General features: G+C 65.2%; 23 protein-coding genes. 22 read left to right on the top strand and 1 reads right to left on the bottom strand.

Going from position 1 to position 25,270, the window contains the following annotated elements:
* Positions 1-97: 97 nt before the first annotated feature.
* From pcaH to pcaC, 22 genes are all read left to right on the top strand, one after another.
* Positions 98-817 (top strand): protocatechuate 3,4-dioxygenase subunit beta, encoded by a 720-nt coding sequence (gene pcaH, locus TQ98_RS14100; protein WP_044872391.1) that lies wholly within the window; start codon positions 98-100, stop codon positions 815-817.
* A gap of 12 nt (positions 818-829) precedes the next feature.
* Entirely contained in the window at positions 830-1,435 is a 606-nt protein-coding gene (pcaG, locus tag TQ98_RS14095; RefSeq protein WP_044872392.1) for a protocatechuate 3,4-dioxygenase subunit alpha, read from the top strand.
* Entirely contained in the window at positions 1,425-2,522 is a 1,098-nt protein-coding gene (zapE, locus tag TQ98_RS14090) for a cell division protein ZapE (protein WP_082073199.1), read from the top strand. The genes pcaG and zapE overlap by 11 nt, the downstream gene beginning before the upstream one ends.
* Before the next feature lie 17 nt (positions 2,523-2,539).
* Complete coding sequence (locus TQ98_RS14085; RefSeq protein WP_044872393.1) at positions 2,540-3,469, top strand: AEC family transporter; 930 nt, start codon at positions 2,540-2,542, stop codon at positions 3,467-3,469.
* A 70-nt stretch (positions 3,470-3,539) separates the two neighbouring features.
* Entirely contained in the window at positions 3,540-4,172 is a 633-nt protein-coding gene (locus TQ98_RS14080; protein ID WP_044872394.1) for a malonic semialdehyde reductase, read from the top strand.
* 266 nt (positions 4,173-4,438) lie between these two features.
* The gene (locus TQ98_RS14075; RefSeq protein WP_044872395.1) at positions 4,439-5,281 is read left to right on the top strand and encodes an IclR family transcriptional regulator C-terminal domain-containing protein; all 843 of its coding nucleotides are present in this window, start codon (positions 4,439-4,441) and stop codon (positions 5,279-5,281) included.
* 389 nt (positions 5,282-5,670) lie between these two features.
* Positions 5,671-7,020: an MFS transporter gene (locus tag TQ98_RS14070; protein ID WP_044872396.1), complete on the top strand. Its 1,350-nt coding sequence runs from the start codon at positions 5,671-5,673 to the stop codon at positions 7,018-7,020.
* Between the two features lie 256 nt (positions 7,021-7,276).
* Entirely contained in the window at positions 7,277-8,239 is a 963-nt protein-coding gene (locus TQ98_RS14065) for an AraC family transcriptional regulator (RefSeq protein WP_177410174.1), read from the top strand.
* A 274-nt stretch (positions 8,240-8,513) separates the two neighbouring features.
* Positions 8,514-9,872: a benzoate 1,2-dioxygenase large subunit gene (benA, locus tag TQ98_RS14060; RefSeq protein ID WP_044872398.1), complete on the top strand. Its 1,359-nt coding sequence runs from the start codon at positions 8,514-8,516 to the stop codon at positions 9,870-9,872.
* Positions 9,869-10,357: a benzoate 1,2-dioxygenase small subunit gene (benB, locus tag TQ98_RS14055; protein ID WP_044872399.1), complete on the top strand. Its 489-nt coding sequence runs from the start codon at positions 9,869-9,871 to the stop codon at positions 10,355-10,357. The genes benA and benB overlap by 4 nt, the downstream gene beginning before the upstream one ends.
* Positions 10,358-10,367: 10 nt before the next feature.
* Entirely contained in the window at positions 10,368-11,381 is a 1,014-nt protein-coding gene (benC, locus tag TQ98_RS14050; protein WP_044872400.1) for a benzoate 1,2-dioxygenase electron transfer component BenC, read from the top strand.
* Between the two features lie 70 nt (positions 11,382-11,451).
* Positions 11,452-12,228, top strand: coding sequence for a 1,6-dihydroxycyclohexa-2,4-diene-1-carboxylate dehydrogenase (locus TQ98_RS14045; RefSeq protein ID WP_044872401.1), 777 nt, complete (start codon positions 11,452-11,454; stop codon positions 12,226-12,228).
* 225 nt (positions 12,229-12,453) lie between these two features.
* Positions 12,454-13,785, top strand: coding sequence for an MFS transporter (locus TQ98_RS14040; RefSeq protein WP_103102959.1), 1,332 nt, complete (start codon positions 12,454-12,456; stop codon positions 13,783-13,785).
* 42 nt (positions 13,786-13,827) lie between these two features.
* Positions 13,828-15,042 (top strand): benzoate/H(+) symporter BenE family transporter, encoded by a 1,215-nt coding sequence (locus TQ98_RS14035; protein ID WP_044872404.1) that lies wholly within the window; start codon positions 13,828-13,830, stop codon positions 15,040-15,042.
* Between the two features lie 125 nt (positions 15,043-15,167).
* Positions 15,168-16,427 (top strand): OprD family porin, encoded by a 1,260-nt coding sequence (locus TQ98_RS14030; RefSeq protein ID WP_044872405.1) that lies wholly within the window; start codon positions 15,168-15,170, stop codon positions 16,425-16,427.
* A gap of 179 nt (positions 16,428-16,606) precedes the next feature.
* Positions 16,607-17,464, top strand: coding sequence for a methyl-accepting chemotaxis protein (locus TQ98_RS28270; RefSeq protein WP_044872406.1), 858 nt, complete (start codon positions 16,607-16,609; stop codon positions 17,462-17,464).
* A gap of 178 nt (positions 17,465-17,642) precedes the next feature.
* On the top strand, positions 17,643-18,491 hold the full coding sequence (locus TQ98_RS14020; protein ID WP_044872407.1) for a CoA transferase subunit A: 849 nt from the start codon (positions 17,643-17,645) through the stop codon (positions 18,489-18,491).
* Positions 18,491-19,288: a CoA-transferase subunit beta gene (locus TQ98_RS14015; protein WP_044872408.1), complete on the top strand. Its 798-nt coding sequence runs from the start codon at positions 18,491-18,493 to the stop codon at positions 19,286-19,288. Before TQ98_RS14020 ends, TQ98_RS14015 begins: the two co-directional genes overlap by 1 nt.
* Entirely contained in the window at positions 19,285-20,490 is a 1,206-nt protein-coding gene (gene pcaF / locus TQ98_RS14010; protein WP_044872409.1) for a 3-oxoadipyl-CoA thiolase, read from the top strand. The genes TQ98_RS14015 and pcaF overlap by 4 nt, the downstream gene beginning before the upstream one ends.
* A 133-nt stretch (positions 20,491-20,623) precedes the next feature.
* Positions 20,624-21,985, top strand: a complete 1,362-nt coding sequence (locus TQ98_RS14005) for a 3-carboxy-cis,cis-muconate cycloisomerase (protein WP_082073200.1) — start codon at positions 20,624-20,626, stop codon at positions 21,983-21,985.
* Between the two features lie 9 nt (positions 21,986-21,994).
* Positions 21,995-22,798, top strand: a complete 804-nt coding sequence (pcaD, locus tag TQ98_RS14000; protein ID WP_044872410.1) for a 3-oxoadipate enol-lactonase — start codon at positions 21,995-21,997, stop codon at positions 22,796-22,798.
* Positions 22,799-22,867: 69 nt separating this feature from the next.
* Positions 22,868-23,263 (top strand): 4-carboxymuconolactone decarboxylase, encoded by a 396-nt coding sequence (gene pcaC, locus TQ98_RS13995; RefSeq protein ID WP_044872411.1) that lies wholly within the window; start codon positions 22,868-22,870, stop codon positions 23,261-23,263.
* A 197-nt stretch (positions 23,264-23,460) separates the two neighbouring features.
* Here pcaC and TQ98_RS13990 read toward each other — a convergent pair whose 3' ends face one another.
* The gene (locus tag TQ98_RS13990; protein ID WP_044872412.1) at positions 23,461-25,170 is read right to left on the bottom strand and encodes an FAD-dependent oxidoreductase; all 1,710 of its coding nucleotides are present in this window, start codon (positions 25,168-25,170) and stop codon (positions 23,461-23,463) included.
* Between the last annotated feature and the right edge of the window lie 100 nt (positions 25,171-25,270).

The following is a 25,270-nucleotide window of genomic DNA, read 5'->3' as shown; positions in this document are numbered from 1 at the left end:
CAATTTTCCGCCGGTCTCTCCTGGATGACACTGCGTCCCACGGCCTCCTGCCTGATCCCGATGGGCCGTCTGACAACTCCAAGAAGAGGAAACCAAGATGTCCGATGCGGAAAACAGCCGCTTCGTCATTCGTGACCGAAACTGGCACCCCAAAGCCTTCACGCCTGACTACAAGACGTCCATCGCCCGGTCGCCGCGCCAGGCGCTGGTGAGCATTGCGCAGTCCGTTTCCGAGACCAGCGGCCCGGACTTCTCTCACCTGAAGATGGGCGAGCACGACAACGACCTGCTGCTCAACTTCAACCACGGCGGGCTGCCCATCGGCGAGCGCATCATCGTTTCCGGCCGGGTCATGGACCAGTACGGCAAGCCGGTTCCCCACACCCTGGTGGAGATGTGGCAGGCCAACGCCGGCGGCCGCTACCGCCACAAGAACGACCGCTACCTGGCGCCCCTGGACCCGAACTTTGGCGGTGTCGGCCGCGCCCTGACCGACAGTGAAGGCCGCTACGTCTTCCGCACCATCAAGCCGGGTCCGTACCCGTGGCGCAACGGTCCGAACGACTGGCGTCCGGCCCATATCCACTTCTCCATCAGCGGGCCGTCCATCTCCACCCGCCTGATCACCCAGCTGTATTTCGAAGGCGATCCGTTGATCCCGATGTGCCCCATCGTCAAATCCATCGCCAACCCTGACGCGGTGCAGACGCTGATCGCCAGACTCGACATGAGCAACGCCAATCCCATGGATTGCCTGGCGTACCGCTTCGACATCGTGCTGCGCGGCCAGCGCAAGACCCACTTCGAGAACCGCTGAGGAGATACCCGCATGCCTATCGAACTGCTGCCGGAAACTCCCTCGCAGACCGCCGGCCCGTACGTTCACATCGGTCTGGCCCTGGCGGCCGCCGGCAACCCCACCCGCGACCAGGAAATCTGGAACCAGATGGCCAAGGCCGATGCGCCCGGCGAGCACATCCTGCTGCTGGGCAACGTCTACGACGGCAACGGCCACCTGGTGCGCGACTCCTTCCTGGAGTTCTGGCAGGCCAACCACGAAGGCGTGTATGACGCGGCCTTCGACCTGGAGAAGCCGTTCAACAGCTTCGGCCGTACCGCCACCACCTTCGACGCCGGCGAGTGGACCCTGCGCACCATCAAGCCCGGCGTGGTGAAAAACGCCGCCGGCGTGCCCATGGCGCCGCACATCAACGTGTCGCTGTTTGCCCGTGGCATCAACATCCACCTGCAGACCCGCATCTACTTCGATGACGAGGCCGCCGCCAACGCCGCCGATCCGGTACTCAACCTGATCGAGCAACCGGAACGCCGCCAGACCCTGGTGGCCCGCCGTTGCGAGGTGGACGGCAAGCTGGCCTACCGCTTCGACATCCGCATCCAGGGAGAAGCCGAGACGGTGTTCTTTGACTTCTAGGGAACGCGAACCCGCTCTTGATGAACTGGCCGAACCCGTCGGCCAGCGCATCGAACGGCACTTCGACGCGCTGCTGGACGCCCGGGGCTACCGGGCCGACAGCGCGCAACGCACCGCCATTGTCCGTCTCGGGCAATGGCTGGAGTCGCTTCTGGCCGGGAAGAAAGGCTGGCTGCGTCGTCCACCCGCCGGCCTCTACCTCTGGGGCGGGGTAGGGCGCGGCAAGAGCTTCGTCATGGATGCCTTCTTCGCCGCCGCACCGCTGAACGGGAAGCGCCGTGTGCATTTCCATGCCTTTCTCCAGGAACTGCAGGCGCGGATGCGCGGCTTCGCGGGCCAGCCCGATCCGCTGGCCCTCGCCGCGAAAGCCCTGGCGGTGGAAACGAAGCTGCTCTGCTTCGATGAGTTCCACGTCCACGACATCGGTGACGCCGTGCTCCTCGGTCGCCTGCTCAGGGTGCTGGTGGAGGAGGGCGTCGGCCTGGTCTGCACCTCCAACTACCCACCCGAGGGGCTATGCCCCAACCCGCTGTACCGGGAACGCTTCAAGCCCGCCATCGCGTTGCTCGAAAGACGCTTCGAGGTGATGAACCTGGATGGCGGCGAGGACTACCGCCAGCGGCGCGGTGAGCTGGAGGCCTGGGGCTGCTATTGCTGGCCACTGTCGGGCTTTGCCGAGGGCTGGATCGAGCGCCAACTGGCCCTGACCGCCGCCGTGGAGCGGGACATTGACGTTGTGGTCAATCACCACCCGTTGCGCTTGAGGGCGAGCGAAGAGAATCGCGCCTGGCTGGATTTCGACGAGCTATGCCGGCGCCCCCATTCCAGCGCCGACTTCCTCTGGCTCTGCCAGCGCTTCCGTCACCTGGCCATCAGCGGCGTGCCCTGCCTGGGGGAGGAAGCCATCGACGTGCAGCAACGCTTCGTCAACCTGATCGACATCGCCTACGACGCCGGAACCCGTCTGCTGCTGGCCAGCGAGGCGTGCCTCGACGACCTCTGCCGAGGCAAACCCCACATGGATTTTTCCCGCACCCGCAGTCGGTTACAGCAGTTGAAGCCGATGCAGCCGGGCGGTGGGAACTGATTGCTGAAGAGTCCTGAATGCTCGAAATACTTGGAATTACCGCGCCTATCTTCATCCTGATCGGTATTGGCTATCTGTCCGCCCGTGGGCGGCTGGTCAACCCCGAGCAGGTTCTGGGCCTCGGCAAGTTCGTCATTACCTTCGCCCTTCCGGCGCTGGTAATTCGCGCCCTGTTGGAAAAGCCCCTGGACCAGGTGTTCGACGCCACCTACCTGCTGGCCTACGGGATCGGCTCCCAGGCGGTGTTCTGGGGCGGCTTTCTGTTCTCCCGGTGGATACGCAAGGACAGCGTCACCGGCAGCGCGCTGAGCGGCCTGGGCATGTCGGTTTCCAACAGCGGTTTCATCGGCTATCCCATCGTCGCCATGGTGCTGGGAGCGCCGGCCGCGGTGGCCCTTGCCCTTGGGATGCTGGTGGAGAACCTGCTGATGATTCCCCTGGCCCTGGCGATTGCCGAACTGGGCCGGCAGAACGGAGGAAGCCTGCGCGCGGCCTTGCTGGACACCTTCATGCGCCTGTTGCGCAACCCGATAATCATCGCCATCAGCATAGGCCTCGCACTGGCCCTGCTCGGGGTTCGCCTGCCGGCTGTACCGGCCAGGGTAGTGGAGATGCTGGCCTCGGCTTCGGCGCCGGTGGCGCTCTTCGTCATAGGTGCCAGCCTCTACGGCCTCAAGGCTGGCGGGCTGGTGAAGGACGTTGCGCAGCTCAGCATCGGTAAGTTGCTGCTGCATCCATTGGCGGTATGGCTGAGCTTTCAATTGCTGCCGCCGGTGGACCCTGTCCTGCGTGTGGCCGGCGTGCTCTTCGCCTGTGCGCCGATGATGAGCATCTACCCCATCCTGGGCCAACGCTTCGGGCTCGAAGGCCGCTGTGCCGCGGCACTGGTGGTCTGCACCGTACTGGCCTTCGTCACGATCAGCAGCTTCCTCGGGCTGCTCGTCTAGTACCTCGGCACGCGTGTCGTGCTGGCTATCCTCTAAGGGACATCCGCACGACCGTGAGGAGGAGGCGACGATGAGCAAGCGATTGAGCGAGGAAGGCATGGACCTGCTTTTCCGGCAAGCACGTACCCACAGTGCCTGGCTGGAGAAAGCGGTCAGCGACGACACCCTGCGCCAGCTCTATGAGTTGATGAAGTGGGGGCCCACCAGCGCCAACTGCTGTCCGGCGCGCATCCTTTTCCTGCGTACGGAGGAGGCCAAGCGACGGCTCCTGCCTGCGCTGGCGCCGGGCAATGTGGACAAGACCATGGCGGCGCCGGTCACCGCGATCATCGCCTACGACACGAAGTTCTACGAACAGCTGCCCAAGCTCTTCCCCCATACCGACGCCCGCGCCTGGTTCGCCGATACCCCCGAGCTGGCGGGCATCACCGCGCGGCGCAACAGCTCACTGCAGGGCGCCTATTTCATGCTGGCGGCCAGGGCGGTGGGGCTGGACTGCGGACCCATGTCCGGCTTCGACAACGCCATGGTGGACCATGAGTTCTTCCCAGCCGACGGGCAGGCCGATGCCTTCCAGCTGGAGCACTTCCCGGACAGCCACGTGAAGTCCAACTTCCTCTGCAACCTGGGTTATGGCGACCCGGCCAAGGTACACCCGCGCGGACCGCGCCTGGAGTTCGCTGAGGCGTGCAAGCTGCTCTAAGGAGCGGGCACCGGGAGTTGTGGGGGCGAATGAATTCGCCCCCACATGGCTCGCCGGGGTGGTGGCGTTTGCCTCGGTGGGGGGATTCCGGCTGCGCCTCTTGAGCGAAGCCGTTGCCGGGCGCCGAGGCACCTGATCAGACCGGGGCGCCGCATGGCGGGGGCAAAAGTAAGACCCGGGGATATCAGGGTCAATTGCGATTATCGAACTTTGGTTCGATAATCGGCCGCATTTGCCGTGACTGCGATCCCCCAAGGACAACAAGAATGACCGAAGAACTACGTGCCCCGTTGGCGCCCATGGCCCCTCCGATCATTGCCTCGCCGGCCAAGCGCATCGAAGCCTTTACCGGTGACCCCAACTTCATGACCTCCCTGGCCCGGGGCCTGGCGGTCATTCATGCGTTCCAGGAGCGCAAGCGCCACCTGACCATCGCCCAGATCAGCCACCGCACCGAGATTCCACGCGCCGCCGTGCGCCGCTGCCTGCACACCCTGATGAAACTCGGCTATGTCACCACCGACGGACGTACCTATTCGCTGCTGCCGAAAGTGCTGACACTGGGTCACGCCTACCTGTCCTCGACGCCGCTGGCAGTCACCGCCCAGCCGATCCTCGACCGCCTGAGCGACCAGCTCCACGAGGCCTGCTCCATGGCGACCCTGGAAGGCGACGAAATCCTCTACATCGCCCGTTCGGCCACGCCCAACCGGCTGATCTCGGTGGACCTCAGCGTGGGCAGCCGCCTGCCGGCTTATTGCACCTCCATGGGTCGCATCCTCCTGGCGGCGCTGGATGACGCCGCCCTGGACGACTACCTGGAGCATGCCGACCTGCAGGTGAAGACCAGCCGCACTGTGCATACCCCCGACGGGCTGCGGGCCAGCATCGATGAGATCCGCCGCCAGGGCTGGGTGATCATCGACCAGGAACTGGAAATGGGCCTGCGCTCGGTGGCCGTGCCGGTGCGCGATTCCGCCGGCCAGGTGCTGGCCGCGCTGAACGTCGGCACCCACGTCGGCCGGGTCAGCCGCCAGGAGCTGGAAACCCGCTTCCTGCCGGCGCTGCTGGAGGCGAGCAAGGAGCTGAGTACGCGGTTGTTCCATTGAGCGCTGCGGCGAAATCAGCTGTTGTAGGGGCGACTTCAATCGCCAAGGGCTGCGAAGCGGCCCCTTCAGGCCCAGGGCAGACCTTCGGCCTGCTTGGCGAATGAATTCGCCCCTACAGGAGCCCAGCCTCCGGCAGCGCACCGCACGCCCAAACATCGTTCGACTATCGAACGCTTTGCCGATTATCGAATTGAACCGCCTGTCGACTCTTCGTAAGGTCTGCACAGCCTTGCCACCAGCCGGCGCGGCCAATAACAACAATGAGAGTCCGTTTCGGTGACGCCAGAAGCACCGGACACGCCCTCATTCCTGTCCCGTCCGAGTCTTCCCCGTCAGAGGCCGCAGAGAACGGCCCGCATGCGGAGGAGGGCCAAAGCAGGAATTCTTGCATGACCAGCCCAGCCCACTTGCCCGCCACGGGCACCCTCGATGTCCAGTCCTTCATCAACACACAGCCGCTGTCCGCCTACCAATGGCGCGTTGTGCTGCTGTGCTTCCTCATCGTTTTCCTCGATGGCCTCGATACCGCCGCCATGGGCTTCATCGCCCCGGCGCTCACCCAGGATTGGGGTATCGACCGTGCCAGCCTGGGCCCGGTGATGAGCGCCGCGCTGATCGGCATGGTGTTCGGCGCCCTGGGCTCCGGCCCGATGGCCGACCGCTTCGGCCGCAAGGTGGTGCTGGTCAGCGCCGTGTTCCTGTTCGGGGTGTTCAGCCTGATTTCCGCCTTCAGCGCCAACCTCGAACAATTGCTCGTTCTGCGCTTCCTCACCGGCCTGGGCCTGGGCGCCGCGATGCCCAACGCCACCACGCTGCTGTCCGAATACACCCCGGAGCGCCTCAAGTCCCTGCTGGTGACCAGCATGTTCTGCGGCTTCAACCTCGGCATGGCCTCGGGCGGTTTCGTTTCGGCCAAGATGATCCCGGCCTACGGCTGGCACAGCCTGCTGCTGCTCGGCGGCGTGCTGCCCCTGGTTCTGGCGGTGGTGCTGCTGGTCTGGCTGCCGGAATCGGCGCGCTTCCTGGTGGTGCGCAACAAGGGCACGGAAAAGGTGCGCAAGGCCCTTTCGCCCATTGCGCCCGGCGAAGTGGCGGTGGCTGCCGGCTTCAGCGTGCCGGAGCAGAAGACCGTACAGAGCCGCAACGTCTTCAAGGTGATCTTCTCCGGCACCTACAGCGCCGGCACCCTGCTGCTCTGGCTGACCTACTTCATGGGGCTGGTGATCGTGTACCTGCTCACCAGTTGGCTGCCCACGCTGATGCGTGACAGCGGGGCGAGCATGGAACAGGCCGCGTTCATCGGCGCGCTGTTCCAGCTCGGTGGCGTGCTCAGCGCCGTGGGCGTGGGCTGGGCCATGGACCGTTTCAATCCGCACAAGGTGATCGGTGTCTTCTACCTGATGGCCGGATTCTTCGCCTACTGCGTGGGCCAGAGCCTGGGCGCGACGACCCTGCTGGCTACGCTGGTGCTGGCCGCGGGTATGTGCGTCAACGGCGCGCAATCGGCCATGCCGTCCCTGGCAGCGCGTTTCTACCCGACCCAGGGCCGTGCCACCGGCGTGTCCTGGATGCTCGGCATCGGTCGATTCGGCGCCATCCTCGGAGCCTGGATTGGCGCGACCCTGTTGGGCCTGGGCTGGAATTTCGAACAAGTGCTGACGGCGCTGGTGGTGCCCGCCGCCATCGCCACGACAGCGGTGATCATCAAGGGACTGGTCAGCCACGCCGACGCGACATGAAGTCCCATGATCGAGCGAGCTAGAGAAGGACAAGGCGAGAAGGGCTGAGGGCGCGGAGTTTACGACCTGTAAATGACAAGTCCGAAGCACGTCTCAACGCAGTTATTCCGAGGCGCAGCCGATCATGCTGATTCGTAACCGTTTATCTCCAGCTGACGCATGTAGGAAAAGGCTCACATAGAATCCCGTAACCGGACCTCGGGCGCTTGCCCTGCGGCATGACGCCCGAGGCCTATAACAACGACAAGAGTGCCGCTTGATGGATAGTCGTCTGCTGAGTGAACGCAGTAGGGTGTTTGAACGTGCAGACCCCTATGCCGTGTCCGGATATGTGAATCAGCATGTCGGGTCACACTGCATTCGCCTGCCCGCCGCCGGCCATCCCCAGGCCAGCCTCAACCACCGCAAGTTCGCCAACCTCGACCTTTGCCGCATCAGCTACGGCGGCGCCGTGCGTGTCACCTCGCCGGCACTGGAAACCATCTACCACCTGCAGATTCTCCTCAGCGGCCATTGCCTGTGGCGTGGCCACAAGCAGGAGCATTACCTCGCCCCCGGCGAACTGCTGCTGATCAACCCCGACGACCCGGTCGACCTGACCTACTCGGATGACTGCGAGAAGTTCATCCTGAAAATGCCGACCACATTGCTGGAAGCCATCTGCGACGAGCAGCGTTGGCACCGCCCCAGCTCCGGCGTGCGCTTCATGCAGAACAACTACCGGCTCGATGAACTGGAAGGCTTCGTCAACCTGCTGGCCATGGTCTGCCAGGAAGCCGAGGCCAGCGATCCGCTGCTGCGGGTGCAGGAGCATTACGCCCAGATCGTCGCGAGCAAGATGCTCAGCCTGATGAAGACCAACGTCAGCCGCGAGAGCCTGGGCTGCCAGGAGGCGTCCTTCGACCGCATCCTGGCCTACATCGAGCACAACCTGAAGCAGGACATCAGCAGCGAATTCCTGGCCCGCCAGGCCAGCATGAGCCTGCGTTCCCTCTATGCGCTGTTCGAGCGCCACCTGGGCACCACGCCCAAGCACTACATCCGCCAGAAGAAGCTGGAGCGTATCCGCGCCTGCCTGGCCGACCCGAGCTGCAACGTGCGCAACGTCACCGAGATGGCCCTGGATTACGGCTTCCTGCACCTGGGGCGGTTCTCCGAGAGCTACAAGAGCCTGTTTGGTGAGTTGCCTTCCGACACGTTGAAGCGGCGGGGGCTCTGATCGGGGCGTCCATCCCCAGGGCGAATGCCTTTCTGTAGGGGCGAACTCATTCGCCAAGCAGACCGCAGGTGTGCCCTGGGGGGATTGCAGGGGGCAACTGCGCCGCCCGTGGCGAATGAATTCGCCCCTACAACGGTTCTCCGCCTCCAGTGATCTGTTACAGCTTTCACCACCCTGCAAAAAACGGATAACGGTCTGCAAAAAGCGGATATTGCCGTTCCCGCCGCATCCCTAACCTGACCTGGCCTGAACAATAACAACGGAGGCCCTGGCCATGTCCCTGGGATTCGACTTTCTGCATTCCCTGCTTGAGGAAGACAAGGAGAAAGGCATCTACCGCTGCAAGCGTGAGATGTTCACTGACCCGCGTCTGTTCGAACTGGAGATGAAGCACATCTTCGAAGGCAACTGGATCTATCTCGCCCACGAGAGCCAGATTCCCGAGAAGAACGACTACCTCACCCTCAACATGGGGCGCCAGCCGGTCTTCATCGCGCGCAACAAGGACGGTGAGCTCAATGCCTTCCTCAATGCCTGCAGCCACCGGGGCGCACAGCTGTGCCGTCACAAGAGCGGCAACCGTTCCTCCTATACCTGCCCGTTCCACGGCTGGACCTTCAACAACTCCGGCAAGCTGCTGAAGGTGAAGGACCCGGCCGAAGCCGGTTACCCGTCCAGCTTCAACTGCGAAGGCTCCCACGACCTGACCAAGGTCGCCCGTTTCGAGTCCTATCGCGGCTTCCTGTTCGGCAGCCTGAACCCTGAGGTGAAGCCCCTGGTCGAGCACCTCGGTGAGTCCGCCAAGATCATCGACATGATCGTCGACCAGTCCCCCGAGGGCCTGGAAGTCCTGCGCGGTTCCTCCAGCTACATCTACGAAGGCAACTGGAAGCTGACCGCCGAGAACGGCGCCGACGGCTACCACGTGAGCTCCGTGCACTGGAACTACGCCGCCACCCAGAACCAGCGCAAGCAGCGCGAGGCGGGTGAAGAGATCAAGACCATGAGCGCCGGCGCCTGGGCCAAGAATGGCGGGGGCTTCTACTCCTTCGACCACGGCCACCTGCTGCTCTGGACCCGCTGGGCCAACCCCGAAGACCGTCCGTTGTACGAGCGCCGCGACGAGCTGGCCCAGGACTTCGGCCAGGCCCGCGCCGACTGGATGATCCAGAACTCGCGCAACCTCTGCCTGTACCCGAACGTGTACCTGATGGACCAGTTCAGCTCGCAGATCCGCATCGCGCGGCCGATCTCCGTCAACCAGACCGAAATCACCATCTACTGCATCGCGCCCAAGGGCGAGAGCGCAGACGCCCGCGCCAAGCGCATCCGCCAGTACGAAGACTTCTTCAACGTCAGCGGCATGGCTACGCCGGACGACCTGGAAGAGTTCCGCTCCTGCCAGCTGGGCTACCAGGGCAGCCGTGGCTGGAACGACATGTCCCGCGGCGCCGCCCACTGGGTGGAAGGTGCCGACGAGGCCGCCAAGGAGATCGAACTGCATCCGCTGTTGTCGGGCGTGCGCACCGAGGACGAAGGCCTGTTCGTGCTGCAACACAAGTACTGGCAGGAAACCATGCTCAAGGCCGCTGAGGCCGAGCAGCAACTGATCCCCGTGGAGGCCGTGCAATGAGCATCTCTTACGACGCCGTGCGCGACTTTCTCTATCGCGAAGCGCGCTACCTGGATGACAAGGACTGGGACAACTGGCTGGAGCTGTACGCCGCCGACGCCAGCTTCTGGATGCCGTCCTGGGATGACCGCGACGAGCTGACCGAAGACCCGCAGACCGAAATCTCGCTGATCTGGTACGGCACCCGTGGCGGCCTGGAAGACCGCGTGTTCCGCATCAAGACCGACCGCTCCAGCGCGACCATGCCGGACACCCGCACCTCCCACAACATCAGCAACATCGAGATCCTCGAAGTGGCCGATGGCGAGTGCAAGGTGCGTTTCAACTGGCACACCCTGAGCTTCCGCTACAAGACCGTGGACAGCTACTTCGGCACCAGCTTCTACACCCTCGACATCCGGGGCGAGAGCCCGCTGGTCAAGGCGAAGAAAGTGGTCCTGAAGAACGATTACGTACGCCAGGTCATCGACATCTACCACATCTAGGGTGAGCGCCATGTCCCACAAGATCGCACTGACTTTCGAAGACGGCGTCACCCGTTTCATCGACGCCAATCCCAGCGAAACCGTGGCCGATGCGGCCTATCGCCAGGGCATCAACATCCCGCTGGACTGCCGCGACGGCGCCTGCGGCACCTGCAAGTGCTTCGCCGAAGCCGGCCGCTATGACATGGGCCAGGACTACATCGAGGATGCGCTGAGCGAAGAGGAAGCCGGCCAGGGCTACGTGCTCACCTGCCAGATGCGCGCGGAAAGCGATTGCGTGGTGCGCGTGCCGGCGTCCTCCGATGTCTGCAAGACCCAGCAGGCCAGCTATGAGGCGAGCATCAGCGCAGTCCGCCAGCTCTCCGACAGCACCATTTCCCTGTCCATCAAGGGCGAGTCGCTGTCGAAACTGGCCTTCCTGCCGGGCCAGTACGTCAACCTCCAGGTACCGGGCAGCGACCAGACCCGCGCCTATTCCTTCAGCTCCCTGCAGAAGGACGGCGAAGTCAGCTTCCTGATCCGCAATGTGCCGGGCGGCCTGATGAGCAGCTTCCTCACCGGTCTCGCCAAGGCCGGCGACAGCCTGTCCCTGGCCGGCCCGCTGGGCAGCTTCTACCTGCGCGACATCCGCCGCCCGCTACTGTTGCTGGCCGGCGGCACGGGCCTGGCGCCCTTCACCGCAATGCTGGAGAAGATCGCGGAGGAGGGCAGCGACCATTCCCTGCACCTGATCTACGGCGTCACCAACGACTTCGATCTGGTGGAGATGGACAAGCTCGAAGCCTTCGCCGCGCGCATCCCCAACTTCACCTTCAGCGCCTGTGTGGCCAGCCCCGAGAGCAGCTACCCGCAGAAGGGCTACGTGACCCAGCACATCGAGCCGAAGCACCTGAACGACGGCGACGTGGATGTCTACCTGTGCGGCCCGCCGCCCATGGTCGAGGCGGTCAGCCAGTACATCCGCGAGCAGGGCATCCAGCCGGCCAACTTCTACTACGAGAAGTTCGCCGCCAGCGCGGCCTGACGCCACGCGATGAAACCGTAGCCCGGATGAAATCCGGGAAGCAGGGCACACACCATTTCAAGGGGCTGCCATGTACAAGAGATTCCAGGACAAGGTCGCGCTGGTCACCGGCGCGGCCCAGGGTATCGGCCGCCGGGTCGCCGAGCGGCTGGTGGAGGAGGGCGCGCGGGTCGTCGCCGTGGACCGTTCCGAGCTGGTCTTCGAACTGGTCGATCAGCTGGAGGCGGACGCCCCGCTGCTGGCCCTGACCGCCGACCTCGAACAGTTCGCCGACTGCCATCGCGTGGCCGCTGCTGCGGTGGAGCGCTTCGGCCGGCTGGACATCCTCATCAATAACGTGGGCGGGACTATCTGGGCCAAGCCCTACGAGCACTACCAGGAGCACGAGATCGAGGCCGAAGTGCGTCGCTCGCTGTTCCCGACCCTGTGGTGCTGCCATGCCGCGCTGCCCTACATGCTGGAGCAGGGCGCAGGCGCCATCGTCAATGTGTCGTCCATCGCCACCCGTGGCGTGAACCGCGTGCCCTACGGCGCGGCCAAGGGCGGAGTGAACGCCCTGACCGCCTGCCTGGCCTTCGAAAACGCCGAGCGCGGCATCCGCGTCAACGCCACCGCGCCGGGCGGCACCGAGGCACCACCGCGCCGAATCCCGCGCAACACCGCGCAGCAGAACGATCAAGAGAAGGCCTGGTACCAGCAGATCGTTGACCAGACCGTCGACAGCAGCCTGATGAAGCGCTACGGCACCATCGACGAACAGGCCGGAGCCATCCTCTTCCTCGCCTCGGACGAGGCCTCCTACATCACCGGCGTGACCCTGCCGGTAGGCGGAGGCGACCTGGGTTAAGCAGCAAAGCCAACCCGTAGGATGGGTGGAGCGGAGCGATACCCATCGTTCCAACGGCGATGGGTATCGTTGAACTCCACCCATCCTACGGTCCGGGCTGTTTCAAACCTGTGGGGGCGAATTCATTCGCGATTGAAATCGCCCCCCAAAGATGTTCCCGGCCGGGCACCGTCACGCGCCCGTCCCTGCGGTTTCTACACAAAAACAACAAAAGAGACACATGCCATGCGAAAACTCGACGTACACGAGATCATCGACAACGCGCGCTTCACGCCCTTCCACTGGATGGTCATGTGCTGGTGCGCGCTTCTGCTCATCTTCGACGGCTATGACCTGTTCATCTACGGCGTGGTCTTGCCCGTGCTGATGAAAGAGTGGGGCCTGACTCCGCTGGAGGCCGGTGCCCTGGGCAGCTACGCGCTGTTCGGCATGATGTTCGGCGCCCTGACCTTCGGTTCCCTGGCTGACAAGATCGGCCGCAAGAAGGGGATCGCCATCTGCTTCGTGCTCTTCTCCGGCTTCACTGTGCTCAATGGCTTCGCCTCCAGCCCCACGGAATTCGGCATTTGCCGGTTCGTGGCCGGCCTCGGCATCGGCGGCCTGATGCCCAACGTGGTGGCGCTGATGAATGAATACGCGCCGAAGAAACTGCGCAGCACCCTGGTGGCCGTGATGTTCAGCGGCTACTCCCTGGGCGGCATGCTGTCCGCGGGTGTCGGCATCTACATGCTGCCGCGCTTCGGCTGGGAGGCGATGTTCTTCGCCGCGCTGTTGCCGCTCCTGCTGCTGCCGCTGATCCTCTGGCACCTGCCGGAATCCGTCGGTTTCCTGCTGCGCCAGGGCCGCGTCGACAAAGCTCGCGCAATACTCAAGCGCATCGACCCGCACGCCGAGATCAGCGACCGCGACGAACTGGTGCTGAACGACGTGAAAGTGCAGGGCGCCCCGGTACTGGAGCTCTTCCGTGAAGGCCGTGGCCTGCGCACCCTGATGATCTGGGTAGCCTTCTTCTGCTGCCTGCTGATGGTCTACGCCCTGAGCTCCTGGCTGCCGAAACTGATGGCCAACGCCGGCTACAGCCTGGGTTCCAGTCTGTCCTTCCTGCTGGCCCTTAACTTCGGCGGCATGTTCGGCGCCATCGCCGGTGGCTGGCTGGGAGACCGCTACAATCTGCCCAGGGTGGTGGTGGCTTTCTTCATCGTCGCGGCGCTGTCCATCAGCCTGCTCGGCTTCAAGAGCCCGACCCCGGTGCTCTACCTGCTGATCGGCATTGCCGGCGCCACCACCATCGGCACCCAGATCCTGCTCTACGCCACCGCCGCGCAGCTCTACGGCCTGGCGTTCCGCTCCACGGGCCTGGGCTGGGCGTCGGGCATCGGTCGTAATGGCGCCATCGTCGGTCCGTTGCTGGGCGGGGCGCTGCTGGGCATCAACCTGCCGCTGCAGCTGAACTTCATGGCCTTCGCCATTCCGGGCGCCATCGCCGCCCTGGCCATGTGCTTCGTCCACCAGCGTCAGCCCAAGGCTGCGCCGCTAGCGACTGCCGCCCAAGGCTGACCCTTGCTCCACCTGCAATCGCAACACTGGCCTGGAGGCAGCATGCGCACGTTGTTCAAGGACTGTTCACTGTCCGCCGTGGTGGCGGGTTTCATCGCCACCATGATTTCCTACGCCGGTCCCCTGGTGATCGTGTTCCAGGCGGCGGAGAGCGGAGGCTTGCCGGCCGAGCTGCTGTCCTCCTGGGTCTGGGCGATTTCCATCGGCAGCGGCGTGCTGGGGATCGCCCTCAGCCTGCGCTACAAGGTGCCGGTGATCATCGCCTGGTCGGCGCCGGGCTCGGCGCTGCTGGTCTCCATGCTGCCGGGCATCAGTGCCGCCGAAGCCGTGGGCGCCTATGTGATGGCCAACGCCATCATCCTGCTGGTGGGGCTATCCGGCGCTTTCGACCGCATCGTCGGCAAGCTGCCAGCGGCCATCTCGGCGGCGATGCTGGCGGGCATCCTGTTCAGCTTCGGCACCCGCCTGTTCACCTCCCTGAAGGACGAGCCGGTGATGGTGATGGCCATGTTCATCACCTACCTGCTGGTGCGGCGCCTGGCGCCGCGCTATGCGGTGATGGCGGTGCTGCTGGTAGGTTGCGCCATTGCCGCCGGTAGCGGACAGCTCAATGCTTCGGCCCTGGTGATCGGCTTCGCCACCCCGGAATGGGTGACGCCGTCGTTCACCTGGCATGGCCTGTTCAACATCGCCCTGCCGCTGGTGATGGTGGCCCTCACCGGGCAGTTCGTGCCGGGGGTGGCGGTGCTGCGCAATGCGGGCTATCCGACGCCGGCCAGCCCCATCATCTCCGCCAGCGGCCTTGGTAGCCTCCTGCTGGCACCCTTCGGTTGCCATGGCCTGACCCTGGCGGCCATCACCGCTGCCATCTGCACCGGCCGTGAGGCCCATGAAGACCCGGCCAAACGCTACGTCTCCGGCGTGGTGGGCGGGGTGTTCTACCTGCTACTGGGCATCTTCGGCGCCACGCTGGTATCGATCTTTACCGCACTGCCCAAGGAACTGATCGCCGCCCTGGCCGGCCTGGCCCTGTTCGGCGCCATCGCCGGTGCGCTGGCCGGTTCCATGGCGGTGCCGGAGGACCGCGAGGCGGCCCTGATCACCTTCCTCGTCACCGCCTCGGGCATGTCCTTTCTCGGACTCTCGGCGGCGTTCTGGGGGCTGATCTTCGGCATCCTCGCCCATCTGCTGCTGACGGCGCGCCGCGTGCCGAAGGCAACACCGGAAAGGGAGAAGGTGCTGGAACCCAATCCCTGACCGATCCGGGCGTCGCCCACGGGAGCTGTCCGTAAGCGACGCCATCCATCTCCCCACCTTACGTGCAGGGCTCCGGAAGAGGGCCCTCGGGGGAGATTTGTCCCAATAAAAACAAGAGCGACAACATGACCAACCATTCGAGCAAGCTGTGTGTACTGCTGTCCGCCGGCGTGAGCGCCGGTCTCGCCCAGGCCGCCGAGTCCGGCTTCGTCCAGGACTCCACCGCCACCCTGCAGGCGCGTAACTACTACTTCAGCCGGGACTTCTCCGACATCGTCGGCCCGAACAAGCAGTCCAAGGCCGAGGAGTGGGCCCAGGGCTTCATCCTCAATTTCAAATCCGGCTACACCCCCGGCGTGGTGGGGTTCGGCCTGGACGCCATCGGCACGTTGGGTATCAAGCTGGACAGCAGCCCTGGTCGGGTGAACACCGGTCTGCTGCCGGTGCAGGACGACGGCGAGGCCGCCGACGAATACAGCCGCCTGGGCGTGGCCGGTAAGATGCGGCTGTCGAAGACCGAGCTGAAGGTGGGCGAACTGCAACCGAACCTGCCGGTGCTGGTGTTCAGCGACATCCGCCTGCTGCCGCCCAGCTACCAGGGGGCCAGCGTCACCTCCAACGAGATTGCCGGTTTGACCTTGCAGGGCGGTCACCTGACCTCCACCAGCCTGCGCAACGAGGCGGGTGACGAGAAGATGCAGGCCATGCTCGGCCACCTGCCGCAGCGCCAGGCATCGAGCGACGCCTTCAACTACGCCGGTGGCGACTATGCCTTCAACTCAAACCGCACCACGGTCAGCGCCTGGTACGCGCAGCTGGAAGACATCTACGACCAGCGCTTCGTCGGGCTCAAGCACAGCGAACCGCTGGGGGACTGGGTGCTGGGCGCGAACCTCGGCTATTTCGACGCCAGCGAGGACGGCAAGCAGCTGATCGGCGCGATCGACAACCAGGCCTTCTACTCGTTGCTGTCGGCCAGGCACGGCGGCCACACCTTCTATGTCGGCTACCAGGCCATTTATGGCGACAGCTCCTTCCCGCGCGTGTTCGCCAACGTCAGCCCGCTGGGCAACGAGGTGCCCACCTACGAGTTCGCCTTCGCCGACGAGCGCTCCTGGCAGGCGCGGTACGACTACGACTTCGCCGCCCTCGGTGTGCCCGGCCTGGTGGCGAGCACCCGCTACATCACCGGCGACAACGTGGATACCGGCCAGGGCTTCGAAGGCAAGGACTGGGAGCGCGACCTGGATGTCAGCTACGTCGTCCAGGGCGGCACACTGAAGGGTCTCGGCGTGCGCGTGCGCAACGTCACGGCCCGTTCCAACTACCGCTCCGATATCGATGAGAACCGGCTGATCCTCTCCTACACCTGGACGCTGTTCTGATTTCGAGCGCCGTCCCTCGCATGGGCACGGCTGCTTTACCTGTGGGGGCGATTTCAATCGCCAAGCGGGTGGGAGGCCCGCCACGTTCAGGCCCAGATGGGGGCAGCTGCGCTGTCCCTTGGCGAATGAATTCGCCCCTGCAGGATCTTCTACTCGCCGATGTAAAAGGAGTTCCATCCATGTCCCGCAAACTCACGGCCGCACTGCTTCTGGGCAGTGGCGGCCTGCTTTGCTTGATCGCCTTCCTGCAGGGCAGCGGATTGTTGTTGATCTTCGCCCTGTTCGGCCTTGCCGGGGGAGGGGTGCTGTACCACCTCATGCCGCCCGAGCCGGTCGAGATCCGGGTAGAGGTGCCGGTCCGCACACCCATCGCCCCCGTCGTTGTCGAGCCCCGCCCCGAACCCGCCGTGGTCAAACCGGCCACTCACCTGCACGCGCCCCTGGCCGAGCTGCTGGACGCCATTCTCCACTGTGAGGCGGACATGCAGTACGCCAACCAGTTGGCCCGCGCGGCAGGGGAGAAGGTGCTGCTGGGTGCCGAAAGCATGCAGGCCACTGCCGGCGCCATCGGCGAGCTGGATGCCTACATGGCCCACATCAGTCAGGTCTTCAACGAACTGGGCAGCCAGTCCATGCAGATCGGCGCCATCGTTGGCAGCATCCAGGACATCGCCAAACAGACCAACCTGCTGGCCCTGAACGCCGCCATCGAAGCGGCGCGGGCGGGTGCTCACGGGCGAGGGTTCGCGGTGGTGGCTGACGAAGTCCGCAGCCTCTCACTGCGGGCCAACGAATCCAGCGGTCAGATCCGCCTGATCGCCGAAGGCCTGCAAAAGGCTGCCGAGGAGGCGAGGGCAGGGATGGAGCATGTCAGCGGCTCCACCCGCGCCGGACTGGAGAAGTCCGCTGCAGCCCTCAACGCCATGGGCGAGATGCGCGCCGGAGCAGCAGCACGGTTGGAGATCGTCGAGCGCATCGTCCAGCGTCTGGCCGGGCAGCGCGTCCTGGCGCAGAAGATGGTGGATCAGATCTTGTAGGGGCGAATTCATTCGCCCCTACAGCAATTGCGCCCCAATGCGCAGTCGTTAGCTTCGCACACATCTGTTCGATAACCGCACGCATAGTCGATTATCGGATTGTTTCGGGGTGGGGCCGGCGGTAATTTCTCCTCACCCCGGCGCCCCAAACGCCCTGGATAACAACACGAGATCGACCATGGCTGAAATCATTTCCCTCCGCGAAGCCGTCGAGCGTTTCATCAACGACGGCGACAAGGTAGCCCTTGAGGGCTTCACCCATCTGATTCCCACCGCCGCTTCCCACGAGATCATCCGCCAGGGCAAGAAAGACCTGCACCTGGTACGCATGACTCCGGACCTGGTGTACGACCTGCTGATCGGCGCCGGCTGCGCCCGCAAGCTGACCTTCTCCTGGGGCGGCAACCCCGGCGTAGGCTCCCTGCACCGACTGCGCGACGCCGTCGAGAAGCAGTGGCCGAACGCCCTGGAAATCGACGAGCACAGCCATGCCGACCTGGCCAACTCCTATGTGGCCGGTGCTTCGGGCCTGCCGTTCGCGGTCCTGCGCGCCTACGTCGGCTCCGACCTGCCGAAGGTCAATCCGAACATCAAGTTCATCGATTGCCCCTTCACCGGCGAAAAGCTGGCCGCCGTGCCTTCCGTTCGCCCGGACGTCACCGTGATCCACGCTCAGAAGGCCGACCGCAAAGGCAACGTGCTGCTGTGGGGCATCCTCGGTGTGCAGAAGGAAGCGGCCCTGGCGGCCAAGCGCTGCATCGTCACCGTGGAAGAAATCGTCGACGACCTGAATGCGCCGATGAACGCCTGCGTCCTGCCCACCTGGGCCCTGACCGCCGTCTGCCACGTACCCGGTGGCGCCCATCCGTCCTATGCCCACGGTTACTACGAGCGCGACAACCGCTTCTATCAGGACTGGGACCCGATTGCCCGCGACCGCGAAACCTTCACCGCCTGGATCGATGAGTACATCCGTGGCACCAAGGATTTCGCAGCGTTCCAAGCCAAGATTGCGGAGGCCAAGTGATGAACGCTCAATCCACCAGTGACTACAGCACCAATGAAATGATGACCGTGGCGGCTGCCCGCCGCCTGAAGAACGGCGCCGTCTGCTTCGTCGGCATCGGCCTGCCGTCCAAGGCCGCCAACCTGGCCCGCCTGACCTCGTCCCCGGACGTGGTGCTGATCTACGAATCCGGCCCCATCGGCGCCAAGCCGAGCGTGCTGCCGCTGTCCATCGGTGACGGCGAGCTGGCCGAAACCGCCGACACCGTGGTGCCCACCGGCGAGATCTTCCGCTACTGGCTGCAAGGCGGCCGCATTGACGTGGGCTTCCTCGGCGCCGCCCAGGTGGACCGCTTCGGCAACATCAACACCACCGTGATCGGCGACTACAACAACCCGAAAGTCCGTCTGCCGGGTGCGGGTGGCGCACCGGAAATCGCCGGTTCCGCCAAGGAAGTGCTGATCATCCTCAAGCAGTCCCACCGTACCTTCGTCGACAAGCTGGCCTTCATCACCTCCGTGGGCCATGGCGAAGGTGGTGACCACCGCCAGCAACTGGGCCTTCCCGGAAAGGGCCCCGTGGCGATCATCACCGACCTCTGCATCATGGAGCCGGAAGCCGGCACCAACGAATTCATCGTGACCACCCTGCACCCGGGCGTGACCCGCGAGCAGGTGGTGGAAGCCACCGGCTGGGCCATCCGCTTCGCCCCGGACGTGGCCGAAACCCCGGTGCCCACCGAAGTGGAGCTGACCGCCCTGCGTGCCCTGGAAGAGCGCACCGCCGCCGCCCATGGCCAGAAAGGGGGTGACGAATGAGCCGCGAGGTCTACATCTGCGACGCCATCCGCACGCCCATCGGCCGCTTCGGCGGCTCCCTGGCCCCGGTGCGCGCCGACGACCTGGCCGCCATCCCGATCAAGGCCCTGGTGGAGCGCAATCCCCAGGTCAAATGGGATGAGCTGGATGAAGTGTTCCTCGGCTGCGCCAACCAGGCCGGCGAGGACAACCGCAACGTCGCGCGCATGGCGCTGCTGCTGGCCGGCTTGCCGGACAGCATTCCCGGTGTGACCCTGAACCGCCTCTGCGCCTCCGGCATGGACGCGGTGGGCACCGCCTTCCGCGCCATCGCCTCGGGCGAAATGGAACTGGCCATCGCCGGCGGCGTGGAATCCATGTCCCGCGCGCCTTACGTGATGGGCAAGGCCGACAGCGCCTTTGGCCGTAGCCAGAAGATCGAAGACACCACCATCGGCTGGCGCTTCATCAACCCGCTGATGAAAGCCCAGTACGGCGTCGACGCCATGCCTCAGACCGCCGACAACGTCGCCGATGACTACAAGGTTTCCCGCGAGGACCAGGACCTGTTCGCCCTGCGCAGCCAGCAACGCGCCGGCCGCGCACAGGCTGAAGGTTTCTTTGCCGAGGAAATCGTTCCGGTGGTGATCAAGGGCAAGAAAAGTGACACTGTGGTCGATCAGGACGAGCACCTGCGTCCCGACACCACCCTGGAAGCCCTGACCAAGCTGAAGCCGGTCAACGGTGAAGGCAAGACCGTCACCGCCGGCAATGCCTCCGGGGTCAACGACGGTTCGGTTGCGTTGATCCTGGCGTCCGCCGAAGCGGTGAAGAAGCACGGCCTGACCCCGCGCGCGAAAGTGCTCGGCATGGCCAGCGCCGGTGTCGCCCCACGTGTGATGGGCATCGGCCCGGTCCCGGCGGTGCGCAAGCTGATGGAGCGCCTGAACCTGGCCGTCGGCGATTTCGACGTGATCGAACTGAACGAAGCCTTCGCGGCGCAGGGTCTGGCCGTGATGCGCGAACTCGGCATCGCCGACGACAGCGACAAGGTCAACCCCAACGGCGGCGCCATCGCCCTCGGCCACCCCCTGGGTGCCAGCGGCGCGCGCCTGGTCCAGACCGCCCTGCACCAGCTGGAGAAGTCCGGCGGCAAGCTGGGTCTGGCGACCATGTGCGTGGGGGTAGGCCAAGGCCTCGCCCTGGCTATTGAACGCGTCTGATGCCTTCTGGTGCGCACGGCACACCCTACCGTAGGGTGCGCTGTGCGCACCGGCCTTTCCTCGACGTCAAGGCTGGCTCCAAAGGGCCGGCTGCTATAAAACGAAAGACCATCCCGCATTCCGGAGCACTGGCTTGAACAGCCCGAGCAACCAACTCTTCGATGCCTACTTCACGGCGCCCGCCATGCGCGCGGTGTTCTCCGACCACGGGCGCGTGCAGGGCATGCTGGACTTCGAGGCCGCGCTGGCCCGCGCGGAGGCGAGCGTGGGGCTGATCCCCGCCGCAGCCGTCGCCCCCATCGAAGCGGCCTGCAAGGCCGATTTCTATGACTATTCCGCGCTGGCCCTGGCCATCACCACGGCCGGTAATTCCGCCATTCCGCTGGTCAAGGCCCTGGGTAAGCGAGTCGCCGCCCAAAGCAGCGAAGCCGAACGTTTCGTGCACCTGGGCGCGACCAGCCAGGACGCCATGGACAGCGGTCTGGTGCTGCAGTTGCGTGCTGCGGCGGAGCTGCTGGAGCAGGACCTTGCCGGTCTCGCCCATGCCCTGGCCCTACAGGCCGAACGCTTTGCCGATACCCCGCTGGCCGGCCGCACCTGGTTGCAACAGGCGACCCCCGTGACCCTGGGCATGAAGTTGGCCGGGGTGCTGGGCGCCATCACCCGTCACCGCCAGCGCCTGGCCGAACTGAAGCCGCGCCTGTTCTGCCTGCAGTTCGGCGGCGCCTCCGGCAGTCTCGCCGCCCTGGGCGAGCAGGCTTGGCCGGTGGCTGAAGCCCTGGCCCGTGAACTGGACCTGAACCTGCCCGACCAGCCGTGGCATACCCAGCGCGACCGTCTGGTGGAGTTCGCCAGCCTGCTGGGCCTGATCGCCGGCAGCCTGGGCAAGCTGGGGCGCGACCTCAGCCTGCTGATGCAGACCGAAGCGGGTGAAGTCTTCGAACCGTCCGCGCCAGGCAAGGGTGGCTCCTCCACCATGCCCCACAAGCGCAATCCGGTGAGTGCCGCCGTGCTGATCGGCGCCGCCACCCGCGCGCCGGGCCTAGTGTCCACCATGTTCGCCGCCATGCCCCAGGAGCACGAGCGCAGCCTCGGGCTCTGGCACGCCGAGTGGGAAACCCTTCCGGAGCTCTGCTGCCTGGTCTCCGGTGCCTTGCAACAAGCGTTGCTGGTGGTCCCCGGCCTGGAAGTGGACGCGGCGCGCATGCGCCAGAACCTCGACCTGACCCAGGGCCTGGTGCTGGCCGAAGCCGTCAGCATCGCGCTGGCTCAGCGCATCGGCCGCGACGCCGCCCACCATCGGGTGGAGCAGTGCTGCCGCCAGGCGGTGAAGGAGGGCGTCCACTTGCGCGCGGTGCTCGGCGCCGATGCGGCAGTCACCGCCGAACTGTCCGCCGCCGAGCTGGATCGCCTGCTCGACCCGGCCCATTACCTTGGCCAGGCCCGCCGCTGGGTGGACCGGGCCCTCGCTGAACACAAGCAATTCTCGCGCTAGGAGTTTTCCATGCCTGCCGTACGTCTCGCCGATGGCGATCTGAACTACCTCCTCGAAGGCCCGGCCGGTGCGCCGGTGCTGGTCCTGTCCAACTCCCTGGGCACCGACCTGCACATGTGGGACGCCCAGATCCCGGCTTTCACCCAGCATTTCCAGGTGCTGCGCTATGACACCCGCGGTCACGGCAAGTCCCTGGTCAGCGAAGGTCCCTACAGCATCGAGCAACTGGGCCGTGACGTACTGGCCCTGCTGGATGCCCTGGACATCCCGAAGGCCAGCTTCTGCGGCCTGTCCATGGGTGGCCTGATCGGCCAGTGGCTGGGGATCAACGCCCCGGAGCGCATTGAGCGTCTGGTGCTGTGCAACACTGCCGCCAAGATCGGCGCCCCGGAAGTCTGGAACCCGCGCATCGACACCGTGCTGTCCGGCGGCGCGCAGGCCATGCGCGACCTGCGCGATGCGTCCATTTCCCGCTGGTTCACCCCGGATTTCGCCGAAGCCCAGCCGGCCAAGGTGGAGCCCATCGTCGGCATGCTGGCCCAGACGTCTCCCGAGGGTTACGCCGCCAACTGCGCCGCCGTGCGTGACGCCGATTACCGCGAGCAACTGGGCGCCGTTCGCGCGCCGACCCTGATCGTCTGCGGCAGCGGCGACCCGGTGACCACCCCTGAGCACGGCCGCTTCATGAAGGAGCGCATTGCCGGCGCCGAGCTGGTGGAGTTCCACGCCGCGCACCTGTCCAACGTGCAGGCCGGTGATGACTTCAGCCAGCGGGTGCTGGCGTTCCTGACCGCTGATCCCTGCTTTTTGTAGGAGCGGGCTCTGCTCGTGAAAGCTTCGCGAGCAGAGCTCGCTCCTACGAGACCCTTCGAGGACTCCTGAATGGACGAAAAAGAACGCTACGAAGCCGGCATGAAGGTGCGCCGCGCGGTGCTGGGCGATGCCCATGTGGACCGCAGCCTGCAAAACCTCACGCCGTTCAATGAAGAGTTCCAGGAAATGATCACCCGCCATGCCTGGGGTGATATCTGGACCCGCCCGGGGCTGCCGCGCCACACCCGCAGCCTGATCACCATCGCCATGCTCATCGGCATGAACCGTGAGGGCGAGCTGAAGCTGCACCTGCGGGCCGCGAAGAACAACGGCGTGACCCGCGAGGAGATCAAGGAAGTGATCATGCAGAGCGCCATTTACTGCGGTATTCCAGCGGCCAATGCCACCTTCCACCTGGCTGAGGCCGTGTGGGACGAGCTTGGGGTGGAGTCGCTGCAAGGCTGACCCGCCGCAGGACAAAGACGCCGCCCGGACCACGCATCCGGGCGGCGTTTTTTATGGGGCCGGGCCATGGGCTTCACCTGTAGGGGCGAATTCATTCGCCATGGGCAACGCAGTTGCCCCCAGGTGCCCCGACAGGGGAGGCCTTCGGTCTGCTTGGCGATTGAAATCGCCTCTACAGGATCTTGCCCAAATTCAGCTCAAACCCCCGCCGCATGCTTCCCGGCGATATAGCCGAAGGTCATGGCCGGGCCCAGGTTGATCCCGCCGGACGGGTAGTGTCCGCCCAGCACGCTCGCCATATCGGTGCCTGCGGCGTAGAGGCCGGGAATGGGCAGCCCGGCGCCATCCAGTACGCGGGCATTGCCGTCCGTGCGCAGGCCGGCGAAGGTGCCGAAGCAACCCGGCTGTACTTTCACGGCGTAGAAGGGGCCCCGTTCGATGGGGGCGACGCAGGGGTTGGGACCGCTGTGCAGGGCGTCTCCGCTGCGGCGGTTGAAGGGCGTGCGGCCACGGCCGAAGGCCGGGTCTTCGCCTTGGCGGGCATGGTGGTTGAATTCTTCCACCGTGGTGGTCAGGCCCGCCGGGTCGATGCCGCACGCGTCGGCCAGCTCGGCGAGGGTCCGCCCGCGCTTGAGGTAGCCGTTGCGCAGGTGCGGCCACAGCGGCACGGGGGCGGGGCGGGCGAAGCCCAGGCCATAGCGACGCTGGAAGCGGTGGTCGCAGATCAGCCAGGAGCAGCTTTCCTCACCCTCCGGCACGGCCTGGTTCATCGCATCGACATAGTCGTAGTAGCCGCCAGCCTCGTTGACGAAACGCCGACCGTTTTTCAGCACGCCGATGATGCCGGGCTTGCCGCGATCGATGATGTGAGGGAAATGACCGAAGGTGCCGTCGGGGTAGGGCACCTTCGACACCGGCGCCCAGGCGACGGGGGAGCGCAGGTCGTCTGCCACCACGCCGCCGGCGGATTCGCCCAGGCGCAGGCCGTCGCCGGAGCAGGACAGCGGGGGGAGGGCGAGGTTGTCGTGACCGCTGGCGTCCCGGGGGAAGGTCGCCTTGCGTCGCTCCGGATCATTGGGGTAACCGCCGGCCGCCAGCACCACGGCCCGAGCGTGAATCGCCACTTCCACGCCATTGCGCATCACCACGGCGCCGCGCAGGTTGCCCTTTTCGATAAGCAACCGCGTCGCAGGTGTGGATTCCATCAGCTGTACGCCAAGATCGTCAGCGGACTTGGCCAGGCGCGCCACCAGGGCCACGCCGTTGACCAAATGCATGGCCCGGCCGTAGCGGGCCAGATGGTAGAGGTGCGTCGTGAAGCGTCGGGTGACGTAGGCGAATGCGCGCAGGGATCGGGTCATGCCGAGGAAGGCGGCCAAGTCGGCGCCCGCCATGATGGGCATGCCCAGGAAGGAAGTTTCCCGCATGGTCTTGCGCAGGCGCGGCAGCAGGTTGCCGACCTCACGGGCGTCATAGGGCGCGGCGATCACCTGGTGGCCACCGGTGGCAGCGCCAGGCGTATCGCCGTGCATGTCGGGAATGCCGTTGCCATCGACGAACTGCAGGGCGGTGTGCTGTTCGAAAAAGCTCACCATCTCCGGGCAGGCTTCCAGGAAGGCATTCACCAACTCGGGGCGGTAGTGCTCGCCCAGCTCGTTGCGCAAGTACGTGCGGGGTTGTTCGATGCCTTCCTCGATACCTGCGCGCCGCGCCAGCGGATTGCGCGGCAGCCACATCCAGCCGCCGGACCAGGCGGTGGCACCACCGAAGACGGCGTCCTTCTCCACCAGGATCACCCTTTGCCCGTGGTGGGCGGCGGTAACCGCGGCGGCCAGTCCCGCAGCGCCGGAGCCAATGACCAGCAGGTCGCAATCGAGGCTGTGGGGAGTTGGGTGTGTGGCAGGCATTTAGAAAAATCCTCAAAAACTGGAACCATGTTCCGTATTTTATGAGTCACCTTGATCCTGACCAAGACCGGGCTTCGACAAATGGCCGGTCAGCGAACAG

The organism is Pseudomonas sp. LFM046 (assembly GCF_000949385.2).
Lineage (GTDB): Bacteria > Pseudomonadota > Gammaproteobacteria > Pseudomonadales > Pseudomonadaceae > Metapseudomonas.
Note: the sequence above shows the minus strand (reverse complement) of the source record. Positions and strands in the feature narration are given on the sequence as shown.

Excerpts from the sequence above, each read along its gene's own strand:
- pcaH (WP_044872391.1), top strand. The coding sequence starts at position 98 with ATGTCCGATGCGGAAAACAGCCGCTTCGTCATTCGTGACCGAAACTGG.
- pcaG (WP_044872392.1), top strand. The coding sequence starts at position 830 with ATGCCTATCGAACTGCTGCCGGAAACTCCCTCGCAGACCGCCGGCCCG.
- TQ98_RS14085 (WP_044872393.1), top strand. The coding sequence starts at position 2,540 with ATGCTCGAAATACTTGGAATTACCGCGCCTATCTTCATCCTGATCGGT.
- TQ98_RS14080 (WP_044872394.1), top strand. The coding sequence starts at position 3,540 with ATGAGCAAGCGATTGAGCGAGGAAGGCATGGACCTGCTTTTCCGGCAA.
- TQ98_RS14075 (WP_044872395.1), top strand. The coding sequence starts at position 4,439 with ATGACCGAAGAACTACGTGCCCCGTTGGCGCCCATGGCCCCTCCGATC.
- TQ98_RS14070 (WP_044872396.1), top strand. The coding sequence starts at position 5,671 with ATGACCAGCCCAGCCCACTTGCCCGCCACGGGCACCCTCGATGTCCAG.
- benA (WP_044872398.1), top strand. The coding sequence starts at position 8,514 with ATGTCCCTGGGATTCGACTTTCTGCATTCCCTGCTTGAGGAAGACAAG.
- benB (WP_044872399.1), top strand. The coding sequence starts at position 9,869 with ATGAGCATCTCTTACGACGCCGTGCGCGACTTTCTCTATCGCGAAGCG.
- benC (WP_044872400.1), top strand. The coding sequence starts at position 10,368 with ATGTCCCACAAGATCGCACTGACTTTCGAAGACGGCGTCACCCGTTTC.
- TQ98_RS14045 (WP_044872401.1), top strand. The coding sequence starts at position 11,452 with ATGTACAAGAGATTCCAGGACAAGGTCGCGCTGGTCACCGGCGCGGCC.
- TQ98_RS14040 (WP_103102959.1), top strand. The coding sequence starts at position 12,454 with ATGCGAAAACTCGACGTACACGAGATCATCGACAACGCGCGCTTCACG.
- TQ98_RS14035 (WP_044872404.1), top strand. The coding sequence starts at position 13,828 with ATGCGCACGTTGTTCAAGGACTGTTCACTGTCCGCCGTGGTGGCGGGT.
- TQ98_RS14030 (WP_044872405.1), top strand. The coding sequence starts at position 15,168 with ATGACCAACCATTCGAGCAAGCTGTGTGTACTGCTGTCCGCCGGCGTG.
- TQ98_RS28270 (WP_044872406.1), top strand. The coding sequence starts at position 16,607 with ATGTCCCGCAAACTCACGGCCGCACTGCTTCTGGGCAGTGGCGGCCTG.
- TQ98_RS14020 (WP_044872407.1), top strand. The coding sequence starts at position 17,643 with ATGGCTGAAATCATTTCCCTCCGCGAAGCCGTCGAGCGTTTCATCAAC.
- TQ98_RS14015 (WP_044872408.1), top strand. The coding sequence starts at position 18,491 with ATGAACGCTCAATCCACCAGTGACTACAGCACCAATGAAATGATGACC.
- pcaF (WP_044872409.1), top strand. The coding sequence starts at position 19,285 with ATGAGCCGCGAGGTCTACATCTGCGACGCCATCCGCACGCCCATCGGC.
- pcaD (WP_044872410.1), top strand. The coding sequence starts at position 21,995 with ATGCCTGCCGTACGTCTCGCCGATGGCGATCTGAACTACCTCCTCGAA.
- pcaC (WP_044872411.1), top strand. The coding sequence starts at position 22,868 with ATGGACGAAAAAGAACGCTACGAAGCCGGCATGAAGGTGCGCCGCGCG.
- TQ98_RS13990 (WP_044872412.1), bottom strand. The coding sequence starts at position 25,170 with ATGCCTGCCACACACCCAACTCCCCACAGCCTCGATTGCGACCTGCTG.